This is a genomic window from Thalassolituus sp. LLYu03 (genome assembly GCF_050507655.1).
Lineage (GTDB): Bacteria > Pseudomonadota > Gammaproteobacteria > Pseudomonadales > Oceanobacteraceae > Venatoribacter.
The window spans coordinates 1,031,437-1,051,228 of record NZ_CP191496.1 but is presented as its reverse complement, the minus strand read 5'-3'; the positions used below and the strand labels follow the sequence as shown (position 1 = coordinate 1,051,228).

The window sequence follows — 19,792 nt, the reverse complement described above, 5'->3', positions numbered from 1 at the left end:
GGCCGGGCAAAAAGGTCCTGAACAATTACAGGTTCGGGGACCCACCCATTATAAAGTCAGGCGTCTCACATCAGCGATGAGCGCCACCAGTGTGGTAAAGAAGCGGCCGCAGTCAGCACCATTAATGGCGCGATGGTCATAAGACACTGCCAGTGGCAGCATATTACGCGGCACAAATTCTTTGCCGTTCCACACAGGTTTGATCTGTGCTTTCGATACCCCAAGAATCGCCACTTCCGGCGCGTTAACGATCGGGGTAAACCCGGTTCCGCCAATGGCACCCAGACTGGAAATCGTGAAGCATCCGCCCTGCATTTCGTTCGGCTTGAGTTTGCCGGTGCGGGCTTTTTCAATCAGTTCATTCACCTCACGGGCGATCTGGTAAATGCCTTTTTTATTGGCATCACGCAGTACCGGCACCATCAGGCCATTCGGTGTATCGCAGGCAATACCGATATGCACATAGTGTTTCTGCACAATATGTTCGCCATCGTGATGCAGCGATACGTTAAAGCTGGGTTCCAGCTCCAGCGCTTTGGCCGCCGCTTTAATCAGGAATGGCAGCGGTGTGAGTTTTACACCGGCTTTTTCTGATTCAGCTTTCATCGAGGCGCGGAATTCATCCAGATCGGTAATATCGGCATCGTCGAACTGAGTCACGTGTGGCACGTTCAGCCAGGCACGGCTCATATTGGCCGCCGTTACCTTTTTGATTTTACTCATCGGGCGCATTTCGATATCGCCGAACTGGGCAAAATCGACCGCCGGAATCGGTGGAATACCGGAACCGCCGGACACAGCCACCGAACCACTTTCGACTTTCTGCACCAGATCTTTCACATAGGCGCGGATATCGTCTTTGGTCACACGACCACGCACGCCAGTGCCTTTGACCTTAGCCAGATTCACACCCAGCTGGCGCGCCAGACGACGGGATGACGGGCCGGCGTATACGCTGTGGAAATCCACGGCTTCGTCCGTTGCTTTCGCGCTGGCGCTTTCTTTCACGCTGGCAGGAGCAGCTGGCGCAGCGGCTGGTTTTTCTGCCGCTTTTTCCACTGGTTTTTCTGTTGGCTGTTCTGCAGCAGGTGCAGCCACGCTGGCAGTTCCCGAGGTTTTCAGACGGGCGTAAACCTGCCCTTCTTTGACTTTGTCGCCGACATTAATCAGAAACTCGGTGATGGTACCGGCCTCGGGTGCCGGAATATCCATGCTGGCTTTATCGCTTTCCAGCACAATCAGGGAATCGTCAGCGGCAACACTGGCACCCTTTTCTACCGCAATTTCAATCACGGTGACTTCATTGGCGCCGCCCAGATCGGGCACCACCAGATCAACCACCACATGATCAACCGCCTGTGCAGCACTGCTGGCAGCAGCCGGTTTTTCGGCGACTGATTCTGCGGCTTTCTCTGCGGGTTTTTCCGCAGCTGCAGGCGCTGGTGTTTCTGCCGGCGCTTGTTCCGATGCTGCGGCTGCGGTTTCCAGTTCCAGAATGGCAGCGCCTTCGGACACTTTATCGCCCACTTTCACCAGCAATTTCGCCACAGTACCGGCCTGTGGGCAGGGAATTTCCATGGTGGCCTTGTCGGTCTCCAGCACCAGAATTTCCTGCTCCGCGTCCAGCGCATCGCCGACGGCGACGTTAATTTCAATAATTTCGACGTTTTCTGCCCCACCAATGTCAGGCACTTTCACGGTCATTAAGCTCATGATCGCCTCCTGATCAGCACTGGGTTGGGTCAGATTTATCGGCAGCAATACCCAGATCGGTTCTGGCTTTGGCCAGATCGCTCATTGGGAATTTGCCTTCTTTTGCCAGTTCGGTCAGAGCGGACAGCACGATAAACTCACGGCTGACTTCGAAGAAATGACGCAGTTTCTTGCGGGTGTCACTGCGGCCAAAACCATCGGTTCCCAGCACCTTGTATTTACCCGGCACATAAGCGCGCAGCTGATCACCGTAAGATTTCAGATAATCGGTTGCCAGAATAAACGGACCTTCGGCTTCGCTCAGCACAGAGGTGACGTAAGGCACTTTTGCTTCGGCTTCAGGATTGAGCAGGTTTTCACGCTCGCAACGGTGAGCATCGCGCACCAGTTCGTTCACCGAGGTTACCGACCAGACATCCGATTCCACACCGTAGTGTTCGCGCAGAATCTCAGCCGCGGCTTCGGCTTCACGCAGAATGGTGCCGGCGCCCATCAGCTGCACACGCGGCTCAGACGCTTTGCTCTTCTTACCGGATTTCAGCTTGTAAATACCTTTGATGATGCCGTCTTCAGCACCCACCGGCATATCCGGGTGAACGTAGTTTTCGTTCATGGTGGTGATGTAGTAGAAGCAGTTTTCCTCGTCGGCAAACATGCGTTTCAGACCATCCTGAATAATCACCGCCAGTTCAAAACTGTAGGTAGGGTCGTAGGATTTACAGTTCGGAATGGTGTGCGCCATTAAATGACTGTGACCATCCTGATGCTGCAGACCTTCGCCGTTCAGTGTGGTACGGCCAGCGGTGGCACCAATTAAGAAACCACGCGCCTGAATATCACCAGCCGCCCAGGCTAAATCGCCGATACGCTGGAAACCGAACATGGAGTAAAACACATAGAACGGAATCATCGGGCAGTTGGAGTTGCTGTAGGCTGTCGCCGCCGCAACCCAGGCCGACATGGCACCGGCTTCGTTAATGCCTTCTTCCAGAATCTGGCCTTTTTTATCTTCTTTGTAGTACATGATCTGGCCAGAGTCGTGCGGGGTGTATTTCTGGCCCTGAGAAGAATAAATGCCCAACTGGCGGAACATGCCTTCCATACCGAAGGTACGGGCTTCGTCCGGCACAATCGGCACCACACGGCTGCCGATTTCTTTGTCTTTTACCAGTTGCGACAGCACACGCACAAACGCCATGGTGGATGACAGTTCACGCTCGCCACTGCCCGATAACTGGCCTTTGAATACATCCAGCGCCGGTACATTCAACGGCTCAAACGCGGTGCGGCGGGACGGTACGAAACCATTCAGCTTGCTGCGGCGTTCGCGCATGTATTTCATTTCCGGGCTGTCCGGTGCCGGGCGGTAATAAGGCACGCGCTCCAGCTCTTCGTCGGTCAGCGGAATGGCAAAGCGGTCGCGGAATTGTTTCAGCGATTCTTTATCCAGTTTTTTCACCGAGTGGGTAATGTTGGCGGATTCGCCGGCATCGCCCAGACCGTAACCTTTAACGGTTTGCGCCAGAATCACGGTTGGCTGACCTTTGTGTGCCACGGCTTCGGCGTAGGCTGCGTAAACCTTGAACGGGTCGTGACCACCACGGTTCAGTTTGAAAATATCTTCGTCGGTCAGCTCATCGGCCAGCGCTTTCAGTTCAGGATAAGCACCGAAGAAATGCTCGCGGGTATAAGCCGGACCATTGGCTTTGTAATTCTGCAGATCGCCGTCGCACACTTCGTCCATGCGCTTCTGCAGCATGCCCGATTTATCTTTTTCCAGCAGCACGTCCCAGTGACGGCCCCAAACCACTTTAATCACGTTCCAGCCGGCACCGCGGAACACACCTTCGAGCTCCTGCATGATTTTGCCGTTACCGCGCACCGGGCCGTCCAGACGCTGCAGGTTGCAGTTGATCACGAAAATCAGGTTTTCCAGCTTTTCACGGCCAGCCAGTGAAATAGCACCCAGAGATTCCGGCTCATCACATTCGCCGTCACCGAGGAAAGCCCAGACTTTACGGTCGCCACGCGGTGACAATTCACGGGCCGACAGGTAACGCATCACGTGCGCCTGATAAATCGCCTGAATCGGACCCAAGCCCATAGACACCGTCGGGAACTGCCAGTAGTCCGGCATCAGCCATGGGTGCGGATACGACGACAGACCATTACCGTCCACTTCGCGGCGGAAATTATCCAGCTGCTGTTCGTCGAAACGACCTTCCAGATAAGAGCGTGCGTAAATACCGGGGGCTGAGTGACCCTGGAAATAAATCAGATCGCCCAAATGACCGTCGTCGTTGCCACGGAAAAAATAGTTAAACGCAACATCGTACAAAGTGGCGGCAGAAGAAAATGAAGCAATATGGCCGCCCAGACCTTCGTCGTTGTCATTGGCGCGCATCACCATGGCCAGCGCATTCCAGCGGATTAATGAGCGGATGCGGCGTTCCATAAACAGGTCGCCGGGCATGCGCTTTTCTTTTTCAACGGGAATGGTATTGCGGTAAGGCGTGGTAATGGCCGCTGGCAGATCAACGCCTTTGGACATGGCATGATCGAACAGCTTTTTCAGCAGGAAGGCAGCCCGCTCTGGGCCCGCGTGACGGATGGTAGCGTGGAGGGAATCCAGCCATTCCTGGGTTTCGTAAACATCGACATCGTGTGTCATGAGAACTCCGGTCTCCGGTAACTGGGTTATGGCATCCACAGGTCATGAGGAGTGGCATAACAGTGCTTGCGTTACACCGCCTTGTGAGCGGCTCATGCCTCACCGGCAATTGGTCTTACCTATTATCCTTTCTGAAAAAAATCATAGATAAGCACCCCTGACGGCGGGTCCGTAGTTTTACCTACGCAAAAGAGCTAGTAAAACTACAAAAATTGGACTGATCTGTGCTTGATGGCCCCTAGTCTGCATGGACAGCCTGTCAGTGACAATCCACAGCTTGTAGTTTTTTTACAGGAAACCGTCATTTCGAGACTAAAGTAGAAGCTTTGGCCTGAATTGATGCAGCAGGTGATACGCTCTGCCAAGCCGTATCACCTGCCCCACCTCATTGACCTTTTGTCTGCCAACCAGCCATTACGCGCAGCCCGGCTGCTGGCCTTGTCGCTGGCAACCAACCTCAGTTGAAGAAGTACGTCAAAGAGGCGCTGACGGTATTGGCTGGCGTCCGGGTGCCATCGGTGGTCTCAAGCTGCATAAGATTCACAGCCAGTTCAGCATTCCAGTAGGCGCTCAGGTGGTATTCGCCCGCCAGACGCAGGCCCAATGCCGGTTCGTACTCGACAACCCCAGGCGCAGGGTAACCCCGGCTGAAGTACACCTGATTACGGTTAATATCGAGTTGCAGCCCTGCGCTGAGGTTCCAGTCGCGGTTTACCCAATACCCGGCGCCCAGATAGAGCATTTGTCCCTTGTGGCGGTTAACCGACGGAATGCGCAAACCCCCTTTGAGGCGAATAAAGGTTCTCTGCTGCCAGGGGAAGTCAGCCCCTAAATAAAGATTCAGAGCGCCCGGTGTCTGCGGACGATTGAGACTGCTCTCTTCCAGAATACTGTGGCCATCACTCTCAAGTTCCAGCGAAGTAAACAAGCGCCGACGGCCATTCCATGCGGTAAACAGGCTGAATTCCGGCGCACTGAGGCTGTCGCCGGCGGAGGTCACCTTACCCGGGTAAGGCAGTGGAACCGGAAACTCGGCGAGCGGTATAGTCCAGCACAGACTGGTAAGCTTTTTGCCCTCCCGCCATGGCCGGACAATCATGTAGCGGGCCTCTTCCGGCAGCAGCCCCTGATATTGGAGCTCGCCATCGCAGGCATCGACGGCGGAATGGGCGTCCGTATTCTTGATTTCCTGCAGGTCAGCGTTCAGAAACACAATGTCCGGGATGAGAATGCGGTCGTTTTCTGCACGAGCGGTAAAACGGTATTCCGTATCTTTGTCCGGCACGGGAAGACGTATGGCATAAACGCGTTCGTTCGTCCCCTTGAGTGCTTGCTTCGATTGCTCGGGCAATACGCCCGAGCCCGAATACCAGTAATAGATCAGCGACGAATAATCAGGCGCTGCCTGCACCGTAAAAATACTGAACAGCAGCTGAATAAAAAGCAGTTTTTTAATGGAAAACACAGCTATTTTTCGCTCCGTGAAAATAATTTTCATGAAGCCTGATACTAGAGATAAATCATCGAGGAAAATAGTTTAAAAAACACTATTACCCCACATAAATACACGATCAGCTGCTGAACAGCTTGGCCCTGACCTTTTTACGGTATTCACCCGGCGTCTGACCGGCCAGACGGCGGAAGACACGATTAAAATAGCCGGCATCGTTGTAGCCCACCGCCGCGGCGATATCGGCCACATTCAGGTTGGAGTTCTGCAACAATTCGCGCGCCGCGTCACAGCGCAACTGCTGCTGATACGCCGTCGGTGTTTTTCCGGTCACGGCGCGAAAGCGGCGGTCGAACTGGCGCTCGCTTAAGCCGGCAGAGCTCGCCAGCGAGGCTAACGACAAGGGCGACTGGTAATTCTGTTGCAGCCAGGTCTGGGCCAGCGCAATTTCTTCATCCGGATGCTGATGGCTGGAATCGGCATAAAAGACTTTTTTCTCAAACGGGTTGCGCACCTCGGGCGAGAACTGTTGCTCAACCTGCAAAGCCAGCTCGCGGCCGTATTCCATGCCAATAAAATGCACCATCATGTCGGCCCCCGAGTTCACGCTGGCGGCGCAATAAATACGGCCGGCCTGCGTCAGCAAATGCTGGCGCTGCAGCTGCACCTTAGGGTAATCGCGGGCAAACTGATCGAGATAATGCCAGTGGGTGGTGGCCGGTTTTCCGTCGAGCAACCCGGCTTCGGCCAGCAGACAGACGCCGGTGCCAATGGCAATGATGCTGGCCCCCTGCCGGTACTGGCGCGCCAGCCATTGAATCGTTTCCCCTTCCTGTTGCAGCTGTCGTCTGGGATTACGCCACAGCGCCGGTACGACAATTAAATCGGTTTTGGTGATCTGCTCCGGCGTAATGGTCGGGCGGATCTGAAAGCCCCCCAGCATGGTCATGGGTTGCAGCTCCCGCGCTGCCACGGCCACTTCGAACCGGGCGCGCGGGTCTTTCACCACGTTCAGGCGTGCGCGGGCGGCTTCGAGCATTTCCAGCGGAATGGCAACGCTGGAACTCAGCATCTGCCCGATGGCGAGCAGTGTGATGTGATGAATCATGCAAACTCCTTAATAACAGCGCAGTGCCTCTTCCTGTGCCTCTTCCTGTGCCTCCGGACTGACAGCCACAAGCGCAATTGCAACCAAAGCCAGCCGCCCACCCGGCAAGGCTGCTGTGCCATAGCGGCCATAATGGCGTCTTTTATGTTCAACTTTATGACCAGATTATCCTAATCCTTCTGCTTGGCCCAATCCTACAATGATCTCATTACGACACGGGCACAGACCCGTCAGCGCAGATCAGGAATTCAACGCATGCGAAAACTCGCCGTCATCGCCGGATTCGGTGGCATTAATCCCGCCGGACGCAGCTCCGCCCACCACGCTTTCCGCCGCATTGTGCTGGATGAGCTGAGTGCGGATCAGCAACAGCAAACCCTCAACTCACTGGCGCAACTGATGAACCTGCCGCACAACGGCGACGACGGCTGGCGCCAGCAAATTCTCAACGGCACCCTCATCCGGGGCTGGGACAACGTCGGCTGGGACGCCAACGCAGTGCCCTTTCATCAACCCTTCACCGACGAATCCGGCACCCCCTGCTGGCGGCTGGGTCATAAGCGTCTGGCTGTACAGAGCGCCGGTCAGATACCCAAGGGATTTGATCCGGCGGCGCAATATCCGTCGCATCACCACCCGCGCGGTCTGCAACTGGCGGTGTACGCCGCGTCCGACGCCCTGGGACAACTCGGCATGGACTGGGAACGCATCCGCAACCATCTGCGCCCCGACCAGATTGCCGTGTACGCCGGCTCCGCCATGGGCCAGCTCGATGGCGACGGCCACGGCGGCATGACGCAGTCGGCCCTGCTCGGCAAACGCACCAGTTCCAAGCAATGCGCACTGGGTCTGAGTGAAATGCCGGCCGATTTTGTTAACGCCTATGTACTGGGCAATATCGGCGCTACCGGCAGCATGGTCGGTGCCTGCGCCACTTTTTTATACAATTTAAAAGTCGCGCTGGATGATATTCAGAGTGGTCGTCGCCGGCTGGTGATGGTCGGCAACAGTGAGTCACCACTGACGCCGGAAATTGTCGAAGGCTACAGCGCCATGACGGCGCTGGTGACCGAGCAGAAATTACGCGAACTGGACGGTTTGAACGCCGGACAGACACCGGATTTCCGCCGCGCCAGCCGCCCGTTTGGCTACAACGGTGGTTTTACCATCGCCGAATCGGGGCAGTTTTTTGTGCTCTGTGACGATGAGCTGGCGCTGGAGCTGGGGCTGACTATTTATGGCGCAGTGGGCGATGTGTACGTGCACGCCGATGGCTACAAAAAATCCATCTCGAATCCCGGTGTCGGTAATTATCTGACCATGGGCAAAGCCATGGGCGAGGCTAGGCGCTGGCTGGGTGAAGACGCCCTGAAAAACGGCTCCTTTGTGCATGCGCACGGCAGCAGCACACCGGCCAACCGCACCACGGAATCGCATATTTTCAGCGAACTGGCACAGGCTTTCGGCATTAAACGCTGGCCCGTCACCGCGGCTAAAGCGCACCTCGGCCATTCCATTGCCGCCGCCTCCGCCGACCAGTTAGTACTGACGCTGGGCACCTGGGCGCACGGCATTATTCCGGGCATTACCACCACCAGCGAAATTGCCGGCGACGTACACCAAACCGGGCTGGATATTCTGCTGCAACACAAACCGGTGAACGGCGCTAACCTGCCACTGGCGTTTATTAATGCCAAAGGCTTTGGTGGCAATAACGCCTCGGGCTTTATGATCAGCCCGCAACAGGTGCATAAATTACTGGCGCATAAAGCCGGCTCACAGGGCTGGAAAGATTATCTGGCACGTAATGAATTTATTCGCCTGAACGCGCAGGAATACGACAGCCGCGTTACCCGGGGTGAACACAAGCCACGTTATATTTTCGGCGATGGGGTACTGGAGCCCGGTGACCTGTCGATTTCCGATTCCGAGATCCGCGTTAAAGGCTGGGAAGAAAGCGTCCGCCTGTGACGCTTTCTTCCCCATTGCAACAGACGATGCCTGCCACAGTCAGCGCACACAAAAAGATCAGCCCTGACTGATCTGATGCAGGCGTTGCGCCAGTTGCGTTGATGTCTGACTCATGGACTGCAGCTTGCGCGCGTCGTCGGAATTCTGCTCCGAAATATGCTGAATGCGATCGGCCAGCTGCGTAATTTCCTGCGTGACCCGGGCCTGCTCACCCGCCGCCGTGGCGATGCTGTTGGTGCGCGCCCGGATTTCAGTAAATGCCTGCACAATGGCATCAAAATGCGAGCGCGCCATATTCGCCCGTTCAATCGACTGCGCCGACAAATCGCGGCTGCTGCTGATCACAGTAACCCCCTGCTTCGCCGCACTCTGCAACTGCGCAATCATGCTTTCAATTTCGCTGGCCGATTCCTGCGTACGGCCCGCCAGTGTGCGCACTTCGTCCGCCACCACGGCAAAACCCCGTCCCTGTTCGCCGGCACGGGCGGCTTCGATGGCGGCGTTCAGTGCCAGTAAATTGGTTTGTTCGGAAATGGCCTTGATAACATCCAGCACCGCGCCCACACGCTGAGTATCGCCGGCCAGCTGATCAATCACCTGCGCTGCACTCGACAACGCATCCGCCAGCTCGCTGATGGCCGAGGCATTGCTGGTCACCACATTGCGGCCTTCGTTCACCAGCGTGCCCGCTTCTTCCGCCGTTTGTGCCGCATTGCTGGTGTTGTTCGACACTTCCTGCGCGCTGGCCGACATCTGGGTAATGGCCGCTGCCAGCGTCTGGTGCTCGTCGGTCTGTTGCTGCGCCCGCTGGGTTAAGGTCTGACTCAGGGCCTGCAGGGATTCTGCCCCTTCTTTCACGCCCACGGATTCGCGCCCGAGTTCATCCAGCAGATTGCGCAGATGCTCGCCGTACTGATTCACCGCCTGGCGCAGCAAGCCAATTTCGTCCTGTTGCTTCACCGCCAGCTGCTGAGCAGCGCGGCCTGTGCTCATATCGCCGATCTGACGCGTGGTTTCGTCCAGCCAGGCAATCAGCTGGCTGCCGGAATACAGCAGCGCCGCCGCGAAAATCAGCACCAGCGGAATCAGCACCGCGTACAAACCACCGGTAATGTCCGACAGCGTCGCCAGCGCCACTGAATCAGGCAGAATCAGCCCCACGCGCCAGCCCTGTGCGGGCATATCCGCCACCACCAGCTGGGCGGAATCGCCTTCAATAACCCCGGTCGGCAGCGGGTAAATGCCTTCGCCTTTGCTCAGCGCTTGCGCCAGCGTCTGCAGCGCCGGATCGGCGGCGATGGCTTCGTTCAGTGTTTTGGTCGCCAGAGGCGTCGGGCGCAGGCCCGGCGCGCCAATGATGCGGCCGGTCTGATCAACCGCCATGACCACACCGCCGCTGATGTCGCTCTGCTGTTTCAGCAGCTTACCCATGCCTTCGAGCATCAGGTCGACAGTCGCCACGCCCCAGAAACGGTTATCGCGTTTGATCGCCACGGTACAGGTGGTCATGGCCACGCCGGAGGCCGGATCGAAATACACTTCCGACCAGGCGCACTGACCGGGTTTCAGGGTGCGGCCGACGGTATACCAGCCTTCGTTGTGATACCCCGAACCTGAGGCTTCGTTGTAGTCGTTGAGCAAATCCAGACGGGCGCCGTTGCGCCCCCAGAACAGCGACGCCCGGTCTTCGTCGGCGTCCAGCAATCTCGGCTCGGGCCAGACGCCACCGCCGGCGATGGCGCTGTTGCCGTACTGGTCGATGACGTTATCGAGGTGCTCCTGCAGCAAGGCGCGATCGGCGGGCAGGGTTTCTGCCAGCAGCGCCAGACTGCGGGTCAGCGTGGAGGTTGAATTCAGCACCACGTTGATTTCCGACACCGTGTCCTGCACCTGAGCGCGTGCCAGTTCACCGGCTTCTTTATACAGCTTGGGTTCGGCGAGCAAGGTGGTGATGGCGTAAATGCCGATGATGGCCGCCAGCAGCAGAGCGCCACTGGCAAGACGGATTTTTTGTTTGAGCAGCATGGCAGGCTCCACCCACAGTGAATACGTTCAGTGTAGGTGGCCTGCCAGACCTAATGCGCCAGACTGAGTGACACAGTCGACACAGTGCGTCCCAATCATACTTTTATCAGCATTTGTCCAGCCCTGGGCGCCGCCGCACGAGTCAGCCCGCACCAAACATCAGATAGCGGTGCGCGGCCACGCCCGCCATCACCCCGGCCGCCGAGGCCAGCGTGGCATTGTGCATGCCGCTGGCGTTATCACCTGCGGCGAACACGCCGGCAACACTGGTCTGGCCCAGCGCATCGGTGCGGATGATGTCGCCGGTGGGCATGCTCTCGGTTTCGAGCCCAAGTTGGGCAACCAGCCCTTCGGCAATGCGGGTTTTCGGTGCGATGTACACAGCACCGGCGGCCATGGCACGGCCGTCGGCCAGACGCACCGCGGCAATGCTCAGGCTGTCACCCCCGGTTTCGGGTCCTTCGATAGCCACTATGGGCGTGCGTTCAATGGCCACACCGCGTTTATCGAGCAGCGCCTTCTGCTCGTCATCCGGCTCAAACTCACCCTGGGTGAAATAGGTTACCGGCCCCCAGTCGGGCAGCATGGCGGCCTGCACAGCGGAGTGACCGGACCCTGCCAGTACAGCGATCGGCAGACCGCGCAACTCGTAGCCATGGCAATACGGACAATGCACCACCGTATGTCCCCAGCGCTCAGGCAGACCGGGAATCCACGGCAGTTCATCGCGCACGCCGGTCGCCAGAATCAGGCTTTTACCGCGCAGCACATCACCGTTTTCGGTGCGGATAACAAAGCCATCGTCATCCCGGCCGGCCTCGATCACCCGGCCCTTGTGATGGCTCACGGTCGGATAACGCAGCACGGGTTCCAGCGCCCGCGCGTTCACCTCGTGCGGGGCGACGCCGTCGAGCGTGAAGAAGCCGTGGGCCTCGTGGGCAAAGCGGTTGCGCGGCTCACCGGCGTCCACAATAACAACCCGGCGCTGGGCACGGGCCAGCTGCAGGGCCGCCGACAAGCCGGCAAAACTGCCGCCTATGATCAGGGTGTCGGCTTGCGGGAGGTTGTCCGTGTGGTTTTCTGTGCGGCTTTCTGTACAGCTTTCCGCACGGACGTCCGAAGCAATGGTTGAGGTCATAAAGTGTCTCTTCAGGATGATTTTCAGTAAGGATGATCTCAGGGCACCTTATAAGTTACATGAAAGCCCGTCAACTCAAGATACGTTAAAAGTAACGTAAGACATCGCACGCTTTCGGAGTACAATCGGATTTTTCCGCAGAACAACCGCCCCATGAGAAAAGACAGCCGCCTGTCCCGCATGCTGCACGTGCTGGTGCACATGCATCATCAGACCAGCCCACTGACCTCAGATCAGATTGCCCTGATGCTGCACACCAACCCGGTGGTGGTGCGCCGCACCATGGCGATTCTGAAAGCCGCAGGCTTCGTCAGCTCTGGCAAAGGACACGGCGGCGGCTGGCAGCTGGCCATGCCGCTGGCGCAGATAACGCTGCTGGATATTCATAAAGCGCTGAAGGAAGGCTCGCTGTTCACTCTGGGTCTGACCGATGAACATAACGAGTGCCCGATTGAACAGGCGGTGAACACCGCCATCGATGATGTGCTGCAGGCGGCCGAAGCGCTGGTACTGGAGCGCTTCAGTCAGGTCACGCTGGATCAGCTGGCCGGTGATCAGCCGCCGCTGGGAATGCCCGGCTGAGCGTCTAACAAAGCGGGCACCTCGCCCATGCTTTGCCACACCACGCCGCGATGGCTGGCGTACAGATCACGCACCCACTGCAGCGCCGGGCTGTGTTCCCACTTACCAGCGGCAATGGCCATTTTTTCGCGGAACAGCGGATGCCCGTAAATCGGATGCTGCACCGGGCACGCCAGCGGCGCCAGTAACGCCGCCGCGGCAATATCCGCCAGACTGAAACGGTTGCCCACCAGATAGCGTCCACTGAGGATGCGCTGCTCAAGCCAGCGGATTTCCAGATCAATCGCCTGTTCCGCAATGGCCACGTGTTTTTCGTTGATGTCGAGTTTCAGGCTGAATACCGGCTTGATCAGCGGATACGCCAGCTGAATAAAACGCGCCTCCCAGGGTGACGAAAACTGGGTCCAGATGGCGCGGATCAGTTCGCCATGAGCAAAACCCGGCAAATACAGAAAGCGCGCCACCGCTTTGCCAATGGCATCAAAGCGTTTCTGAATGGCCAGAATTTCGATGTCCGATTCCGGCGGCAAGGTGCGCAGGGCGTACCGGCGGGCCAGCCAGTTCACAATGCGCGGGCTGTCCTGCACGCAGACAGAGCCTTGCTGAAGCAACGGCACCGTCGTTTGCCACAAACGCCCTTTGATCAGCATCGGCAGTGCATGCAGCGCTGGCGTTAAAGGCGCCTCGCGATAGGCGATGCCCTCGTAGTCCAGCAACCAGCGGATTTTTTCGCTGTAGTGCGACATGTTGATGGTGTACAACACCAGTCCTGTCTGCTCAGTCATGACGGCCGTCCGCAACCCTTGGCTAAAAGCGGGCAATGTACTGCGCATGACGTCCGGCCATAAGGTTAATTCCGGAGAGTTTGCGCCGTAAATAACCGCTATTCTGGCCGCAACTGAACACTTCAACCGTCGTCCATCAATCAGACGCGGCAACACATCAGGGAACGTTGCATGTACATCGGAGAATTCTGCCGCCTCACCGGCGCCACCCCGAAAGCCATCCGCCATTACGAAGCGCTGGGCCTGATACCCGAGGCCAGCCGGGTTGGCCGTTATCGCGTGTACGACGACACCTACGCCGAAACCGTGCGCCAGATCCGCCTCGGTCTGCGGCTTGGTTTTTCACTGGCTGAATTTCAGCAACTGACCTGCGGCGCCGATATCCGCCGGGGGCTACCGGGCGACGTGCTGCGCAAAGCGGTGACGCAAAAACTGGCAGACATCGAACAACAGATCGCAGCGCTGAACGCCAAAGCCGATGAAATCAAACGCATCTCGGCCCAACTGCACGACCAGCCCTGTTCCTGACAAAAAAGACTCCGGCTCACCCCTTGACTCTGCCCTATGGGGCAGACGGCAGACTCAGGATTCACTCAACCGGAGAACCTGAGATGACACAACCAAAGTACCTGAAACTGGTGCAACTGAGCGCCGCCTACGACCTGCTGGTGACCAGCGCCTTCGCCATTCCGGGCCTTGCCGCCTTTACCCTGCTGCAACTGCAGCACATGCATCAGACCCTCACCCTGCCCGGCATTTTTCCGGCATTTTTGCCCGTGCATTTATTATTCGTACAGCTGATGGGCAGCCTGGTGGTGGTCTGGTCGCTGCTGCGATTATTGCGCCCCGAGGCGCGGCTCGGACTGATGGATGGCGTTGCCCGCCTGCTGTTTTCGCTGCACATGGCGCTGACGTTATTCAGCCACAACGGCAGCGCGCTGATCGGGGCATTTTTGCTGCCGGAAATACTGTGGGGCCTCGCCCAGCTGGAAGGGTATCGCCGTCTGCGCATGGCGCCGGATAAAACCGCAGGCAGCCTGACCGCCGAGGCGCGCTGAACCTGTGACACGTTATTAACAGCAAACGCAGGCTTTATCGTTTTCAAGGGCCGACGCACGCAAGAGCCGAGGCACGTTTTCATGGGCCGAGGTAGGCTTTTAAGAAGCGATGCAGGCTTTTGAGAACCGGTTCAGGCCCTTAAGAAACAATTCAGGCTTTTAAAAGAACGACGCCATAAAAAAGGCCGCATAGCGGCCTTTTCTTAAAACATCCGGATCAGAACGGAACGTCGTCATCGTAGTTAGGCATAGACTGCGAAAACTCATCCGCACCGCCCGCGAAACCACCACCAAAACCGCCGTCGGCTCCGGCGCGTTCCACTTTCCACGCCTGCAGACTGGTGAAGCATTTTTCCGGGCTGCCCGGCTTGTTCCACAGACGGCCGGACAGGTTAAACGTGACCTTCACTTCCTCGCCCACACGGTACTGATCCATCAGCGCGCACTTGTCTTTCAGAAGCTCCAGCGCCACAAAGTTCGGGTACTCGGCTTTTTCGCCATCACCGGTCAGACGGATCACAAACTCACGCTTGGTGAAACCGTTGGCACCGTAAGAACGGGTTTCGTCGATGGAGTGAATAACACCCTGGGCTTCGAAGTTTCTGGACATCTCAATACCTGCTGGATAAGTCGTTGGCCCGCAGCATACCACAGACCTTTGCCGTTGCCCGCCTTACCAGCAAATGCTCTGAAACACATGATTAAGCGGGCACAGATTCAGATGTTTCTGTTCAAGTTGCTGCTCCGTTGCCAGAAGATCACGCTGAAAGCTTTCCGCCGCCAGCTTTAACGCCGGAGCAGTAAAACGGTAGCTGAGGTTGTTCATGGTATTCGACCACAGCGGGTGTTTATGACCACGCACAAAGGTGGCAACAAACACATTGCTGCGGTAACGGTCTTCCGGGTCACAGGCCAGATCAATCAGCTGCGCTTCCGGCAGATCGGCACGGATACCCGACTGCGCCGGCGTTTTCAGGCGGATTTTATTAAAGCTGTAACGCTCACTCAGTAACAGGAACTCGAAGGTGTAATGATCGGCGGAATGCAGCACACTCACCTGCCAGATCAGGGTAGTGATGGCTTCTGCGGCGTCGGCCTGCAGAAAATTCGGAATATAGGCCGCCATATAATTCGACCAGGCGTTCAGTTCCACCGCATCAACCTCGGCCAAAACCTGCTGCACAAACCGGCGGATGACCTGGTAATACGCGTCACCAAACTGGTTGTACGGTAATGCCTCTGTGGCCAGTGACCAGTGCGGGGCGCGCAGACCCGGTTGAATGGTGCGCTCAACCGTATCGTCAGCAATGCTTTGGGCAAAATCGGCACCCTCCATCGGAAACGGCGCGTAGGCTTTGGAGCGGTCGAGCGAACGCTGAACCCGCAGCGCTTCATTATTGATGCGCAGGGTAAAACGCAGATGCGGCGCCAGCAGCTGATACAAGGCGCCTTTTTTATTCAGGCGGTACAGACTGGCGGCCGCGGCACAAGGCAAGCCCAGATGAATATTGCCGTGAAAACGCCCGGGAATAATAAAGCTGGCAACGGCCTGCATGTGCAGTTTGGCCAGCGCCCAGTGCGCACCGTCTGCCGGCGTGTAGCGTTCGCCATTGGTAAATTCAATACTCAGCGATGACGGGTTACCGAGTTCAAAGCGCAGAATGCCAGCGGTTAAAAACGCATCTTCATCGAAGGTAAGTTGATCAATAACCGAAAAATCGACCTGCACCTGCTGGCCGTCGATGGCCGCCAGACGACTCAGCGGACCGTGGGTGACCCACTTCATCAGATAATCGTCGGGAATCACTTCTACCCGCTTTTCTTCCAGCAACCAGCGCAGCTTGATTTTCACCATACCGGCCAGTGTCGGCACAATGTACGTGGGCTTACGCCAGAAATTGAAATCCAGATTGGCGTCTGCCGGAATATTCAGCACCGACGGGATACCATGCCACTGCACAACATTCGGCGACTCGCGCACGCCGGTCAGCTTTCCTCCTGCCACCTTAACCGCCGATTTCAGCAGCGTGACGGCATCGCTTAACAACAGCACCGCACCTGCCAGCACCGCTTTTAACGACAGATAAACCGTGAGAATGCTCTTCTGCACCGGATTTACAGATGACTTAACGTTGTTGTGGGTATCCATGGCCATTACTGAATGATCATTAAGTGAATTCGGCGCGGATTATATCGGTGAAAAATCAGAAGTCATGAGGGGCAGCGCTATTAGTAAAAATGTCAGCGGACTTGGCTGTGCAGAATACAATTCCGCCAGCACCAGCGGCGCGTATTGCCAATCGGTGAGGAAGACTCGGGAAATCCTTCCGTTTGTTGATCCATCGCCGTTGCTTTTGCAGCCTCAGGCCCCTACCGTAATGACGTAGCCATTGTTAACTCAGAGAAACCCCATGATTAAGGTAATTATTGAACGTGAGATCGGCGAAGGCATGGAATCCACGTATGAAGAGATCATGAAGAACATGCTGCGCACTATGGTGGAAGCCACCGGCTATGTGTCGGGCGCGAACTATAAGGATGTGAACAACAGCCGCCATCGCTTCATTATTACTACCTGGCAGAGTGAGCAGGCGTGGGATATGTGGAAGCACTCCAGCCAGCGCGCGGCGATTCTGGCGGCCATTGCGCCGATTCTGCAGCAGCAGGAGAAGGTGACGCTGCTGACGGCGTGATCGTCTGTTTTAAGCAGCGCAAAAAAGCCGCCCGATGGCGGCTTTTTTATTGCCCGCGATTCACGCCTTGCTAACAGGTTTTAACGTCCGCCGGCCAGCTGATTGGGCCATGTACTTCGCCAGCCCCTGCCTGTTTTTTAATCAGCCGGAGCCCCTTTAAAACCCGCTCTTTATATATAGAAGCACTAACAACTCAGGCTGTTTATAAATTGCGCAACGCGTTCACAGGCGGCGTCGATGTGCTGCGCCTGCGTAAAGCCTGATGCCTTACGTGGTTTGAGGTCATGATCGCCGTCGGTGAGCCATAACCATTGAATTGCCGGCGACAGGTTGTAACCCGCCACCTCCAGCTGATTACCGAGCGCATCCCGGGTGCCCTGCACCATCAATAACGGCTTCGTCAGTTGCTTCAGATGCTCAGTACGAAGTGTGTCGGGCTTGCCGGCGGGGTGAAACGGAAAACCCAGACAGGCACACCCCAGCACCTGGGTCAGGCTGTCGTCGGCCAGCAACAGCGACGCCACGCGACCACCCATGGATTTTCCGCCAATGACACAGGGGCGGTTCAGCTGCGCCAGCACGTTGCGATAATGGGCGTCGAGTACTGGCAATTTATCCGGCGGACGGCGCGTGCCTTCGGCCTGCATGCGTGCCATGTAGGGAAATTCAAAGCGGGCAACAGCAATACCGCGTCGGTTCAGTCCGGCGGTTACGGCCTGCATAAAATCGCTGCTCTGGCCGGCGCCCGCACCGTGCGCGAAAACATAAACGGGCCAGTCGGCCTGACCGCAAAGCTGAATATCGGCTGTCATGCTAAGGTTTTGTTCCTGCGGTTGAAATTCTGATTCCTGTCCCCAGCGCTTCTTGCGTTATATCAAGGTTAACTGGCGCCAGTTCCTTATGATTTGCTGGTCCATGAACAGGATACGCTTTTTGCGCATCCGCGACTGGAGGAGGTGACGGTCAGTTGCCCGGAACAACGCCTAGTTGCGAGACGTTCTCAACGACTGATGATTAACCCCAATAAAAGCAGGTTAACCTGCTGTAAAATCAGGTGTTTTTCCGGTGTTTGATTGCATTAGACAACCTCTGACACCATAATTGCGCCGGATTTTTTAACCCTCAATCCCGCTGTTAAATGGAATCTGATCATGAGCACAGCATTTGACCATCCCGAGTACAACTACAAGGTGGTAAGACAATTTGCCATCATGACCGTAGTTTGGGGCATTGTTGGCATGGCGGCCGGTGTCCTCATCGCTGCCCAGCTGGCATGGCCTGCTTTGAACTTTGACCTGCCATGGCTGTCCTTCGGACGTCTGCGTCCGCTGCACACCAACGCGGTTATCTTCGCCTTCGGCGGTAGCGCTCTGTTTGCTACTTCCTACTACATCGTTCAGCGTACCTGCCGTACCCGTCTGTTCTCAGACACTCTGGCAAGTTTCACCTTCTGGGGCTGGCAAGCCATTATCGTTGCTGCGGCAATCACTCTGCCTCTGGGTATGACTTCTGCGAAGGAATACGCTGAGCTGGAATGGCCAATCGACATTCTGGTTGCACTGGTGTGGGTGGCTTATGTTGTGAACTTCCTGGGCACCGTTGCTATCCGTAAGGAAAGCCACATTTACGTTGCCAACTGGTTCTTCGCTGCGTTCATGATCATGATCGCGATCCTGTACATTGGTAACAACCTGGAAGTTCCGGTTTCCCTGACCAAGTCTTACTCCATCTGGCCGGGCACCATTGATGCCATGATCCAGTGGTGGTGGGGCCATAACGCGGTAGGTTTCTTCCTGACTGCGGGCTTCCTGGGCATCATGTACTACTTCGTACCTAAGCAGGCTGGCCGTCCGGTTTACTCTTACCGTCTGTCCATCGTGCACTTCTGGGCCCTGATCTCCATCTACGTATGGGCCGGTGGTCACCACCTGCACTACTCTGCTCTGCCTGACTGGGCTCAGACTGCCGGTATGGTAATGTCTCTGATCCTGCTGGCACCAAGCTGGGGCGGTATGATCAACGGTATGATGACGCTGTCTGGTGCATGGCACAAACTGCGTAACGACCCTATCCTGCGCTTCCTGGTGGTGTCTCTGTCCTTCTACGGTATGTCTACCTTCGAAGGCCCGATGATGTCCATCAAGACTGTAAACGCTCTGTCTCACGACACTGACTGGACCATTGGTCACGTTCACTCCGGCGCTCTGGGCTGGGTTGCTATGGTGTCCATCGGTGCTATGTATCACCTGATTCCGATCATGTTCGGTCGTAAAGCCGGTGAAATGCACTCCATCAAGCTGATCAACACTCACTTCTGGCTGGCTACCATCGGTACCGTGTTCTACATCGCTGCGATGTGGGTAAACGGCATCATGCAGGGTCTGATGTGGCGTGCGGTTAACGCTGACGGCACCCTGACCTACAGCTTCGTAGAGTCTGTTGCTGCTTCTCACCCTGGTTATGCAGTCCGTGTTCTGGGCGGTGCTCTGTTCCTGCTGGGTATGCTGTTCATGGCTTATAACGTGTACATGACTGTGCGCGACGCCAAGAAAGAAGCCGGCAACGCTGTAGCGGCTCAGGCATAAGGAGTACGGAATA

16 protein-coding genes are annotated in these 19,792 nt (G+C 56.7%); 6 read left to right on the top strand and 10 right to left on the bottom strand.

Going from position 1 to position 19,792, the window contains the following annotated elements; all coding sequences use genetic code 11:
- Positions 1-48: 48 nt before the first annotated feature.
- The 4 genes from aceF to ACQUQU_RS04980 all read right to left on the bottom strand — a co-directional run bounded on the left by aceF (position 49) and on the right by ACQUQU_RS04980 (position 6,942).
- Positions 49-1,713, bottom strand: coding sequence for a dihydrolipoyllysine-residue acetyltransferase (gene aceF / locus ACQUQU_RS04995; RefSeq protein ID WP_430462150.1), 1,665 nt, complete (start codon positions 1,711-1,713; stop codon positions 49-51).
- A 13-nt stretch (positions 1,714-1,726) separates the two neighbouring features.
- Positions 1,727-4,384: a pyruvate dehydrogenase (acetyl-transferring), homodimeric type gene (gene aceE, locus ACQUQU_RS04990; protein ID WP_430462149.1), complete on the bottom strand. Its 2,658-nt coding sequence runs from the start codon at positions 4,382-4,384 to the stop codon at positions 1,727-1,729.
- A gap of 457 nt (positions 4,385-4,841) precedes the next feature.
- Positions 4,842-5,849, bottom strand: coding sequence for a hypothetical protein (locus ACQUQU_RS04985; RefSeq protein WP_430462148.1), 1,008 nt, complete (start codon positions 5,847-5,849; stop codon positions 4,842-4,844).
- A gap of 106 nt (positions 5,850-5,955) precedes the next feature.
- Positions 5,956-6,942, bottom strand: coding sequence for a GlxA family transcriptional regulator (locus ACQUQU_RS04980; RefSeq protein ID WP_430462147.1), 987 nt, complete (start codon positions 6,940-6,942; stop codon positions 5,956-5,958).
- Positions 6,943-7,197: 255 nt separating this feature from the next.
- On the opposite strand from ACQUQU_RS04980, the gene ACQUQU_RS04975 reads away from it, so the two are divergent.
- Positions 7,198-8,913: a beta-ketoacyl synthase gene (locus tag ACQUQU_RS04975; protein ID WP_430462146.1), complete on the top strand. Its 1,716-nt coding sequence runs from the start codon at positions 7,198-7,200 to the stop codon at positions 8,911-8,913.
- Between the two features lie 57 nt (positions 8,914-8,970).
- On the opposite strand, the gene ACQUQU_RS04970 is transcribed toward ACQUQU_RS04975, so the two are convergent.
- On the bottom strand, positions 8,971-10,938 hold the full coding sequence (locus tag ACQUQU_RS04970) for a methyl-accepting chemotaxis protein (RefSeq protein ID WP_430462145.1): 1,968 nt from the start codon (positions 10,936-10,938) through the stop codon (positions 8,971-8,973).
- A gap of 142 nt (positions 10,939-11,080) precedes the next feature.
- Positions 11,081-12,076 carry an NAD(P)/FAD-dependent oxidoreductase gene (locus ACQUQU_RS04965; protein ID WP_430462144.1) on the bottom strand — a complete coding sequence of 332 codons (996 nt, stop codon included), beginning with the start codon at positions 12,074-12,076 and terminating at the stop codon, positions 11,081-11,083.
- A 153-nt stretch (positions 12,077-12,229) separates the two neighbouring features.
- On the opposite strand from ACQUQU_RS04965, the gene ACQUQU_RS04960 reads away from it, so the two are divergent.
- On the top strand, positions 12,230-12,658 hold the full coding sequence (locus ACQUQU_RS04960; RefSeq protein WP_430462143.1) for an RrF2 family transcriptional regulator: 429 nt from the start codon (positions 12,230-12,232) through the stop codon (positions 12,656-12,658).
- Here ACQUQU_RS04960 and ACQUQU_RS04955 read toward each other — a convergent pair.
- Positions 12,631-13,443, bottom strand: a complete 813-nt coding sequence (locus ACQUQU_RS04955) for a glutathione S-transferase family protein (RefSeq protein ID WP_430462142.1) — start codon at positions 13,441-13,443, stop codon at positions 12,631-12,633. The genes ACQUQU_RS04960 and ACQUQU_RS04955 overlap by 28 nt on opposite strands.
- Positions 13,444-13,614: 171 nt before the next feature.
- Here ACQUQU_RS04955 and ACQUQU_RS04950 point away from each other — a divergent pair, with 171 nt between their 5' ends.
- Together ACQUQU_RS04950 and ACQUQU_RS04945 are read left to right on the top strand one after the other, a co-directional pair.
- Positions 13,615-13,971, top strand: a complete 357-nt coding sequence (locus ACQUQU_RS04950) for a MerR family transcriptional regulator (protein WP_430462141.1) — start codon at positions 13,615-13,617, stop codon at positions 13,969-13,971.
- An 83-nt stretch (positions 13,972-14,054) separates the two neighbouring features.
- Positions 14,055-14,501, top strand: coding sequence for a hypothetical protein (locus ACQUQU_RS04945; RefSeq protein ID WP_430462140.1), 447 nt, complete (start codon positions 14,055-14,057; stop codon positions 14,499-14,501).
- A 217-nt stretch (positions 14,502-14,718) separates the two neighbouring features.
- Here ACQUQU_RS04945 and ACQUQU_RS04940 read toward each other — a convergent pair whose 3' ends face one another.
- Positions 14,719-15,111: a DUF3127 domain-containing protein gene (locus tag ACQUQU_RS04940; RefSeq protein ID WP_430462139.1), complete on the bottom strand. Its 393-nt coding sequence runs from the start codon at positions 15,109-15,111 to the stop codon at positions 14,719-14,721.
- 63 nt (positions 15,112-15,174) lie between these two features.
- Positions 15,175-16,656, bottom strand: a complete 1,482-nt coding sequence (locus ACQUQU_RS04935; protein WP_430462138.1) for a hypothetical protein — start codon at positions 16,654-16,656, stop codon at positions 15,175-15,177.
- A 256-nt stretch (positions 16,657-16,912) separates the two neighbouring features.
- Between ACQUQU_RS04935 and ACQUQU_RS04930 the strand changes: the two genes are divergently transcribed.
- Positions 16,913-17,194, top strand: a complete 282-nt coding sequence (locus ACQUQU_RS04930; RefSeq protein ID WP_430462137.1) for an antibiotic biosynthesis monooxygenase family protein — start codon at positions 16,913-16,915, stop codon at positions 17,192-17,194.
- A gap of 185 nt (positions 17,195-17,379) precedes the next feature.
- On the opposite strand, the gene ACQUQU_RS04925 is transcribed toward ACQUQU_RS04930, so the two are convergent.
- A complete protein-coding gene (locus ACQUQU_RS04925) occupies positions 17,380-18,006 on the bottom strand; it encodes an alpha/beta fold hydrolase (protein ID WP_430462136.1) in 627 nt (208 codons plus the stop codon).
- Between the two features lie 339 nt (positions 18,007-18,345).
- Here ACQUQU_RS04925 and ccoN point away from each other — a divergent pair, with 339 nt between their 5' ends.
- A complete protein-coding gene (ccoN, locus tag ACQUQU_RS04920; RefSeq protein WP_430462135.1) occupies positions 18,346-19,779 on the top strand; it encodes a cytochrome-c oxidase, cbb3-type subunit I in 1,434 nt (477 codons plus the stop codon).
- Positions 19,780-19,792 lie beyond the last annotated feature (13 nt).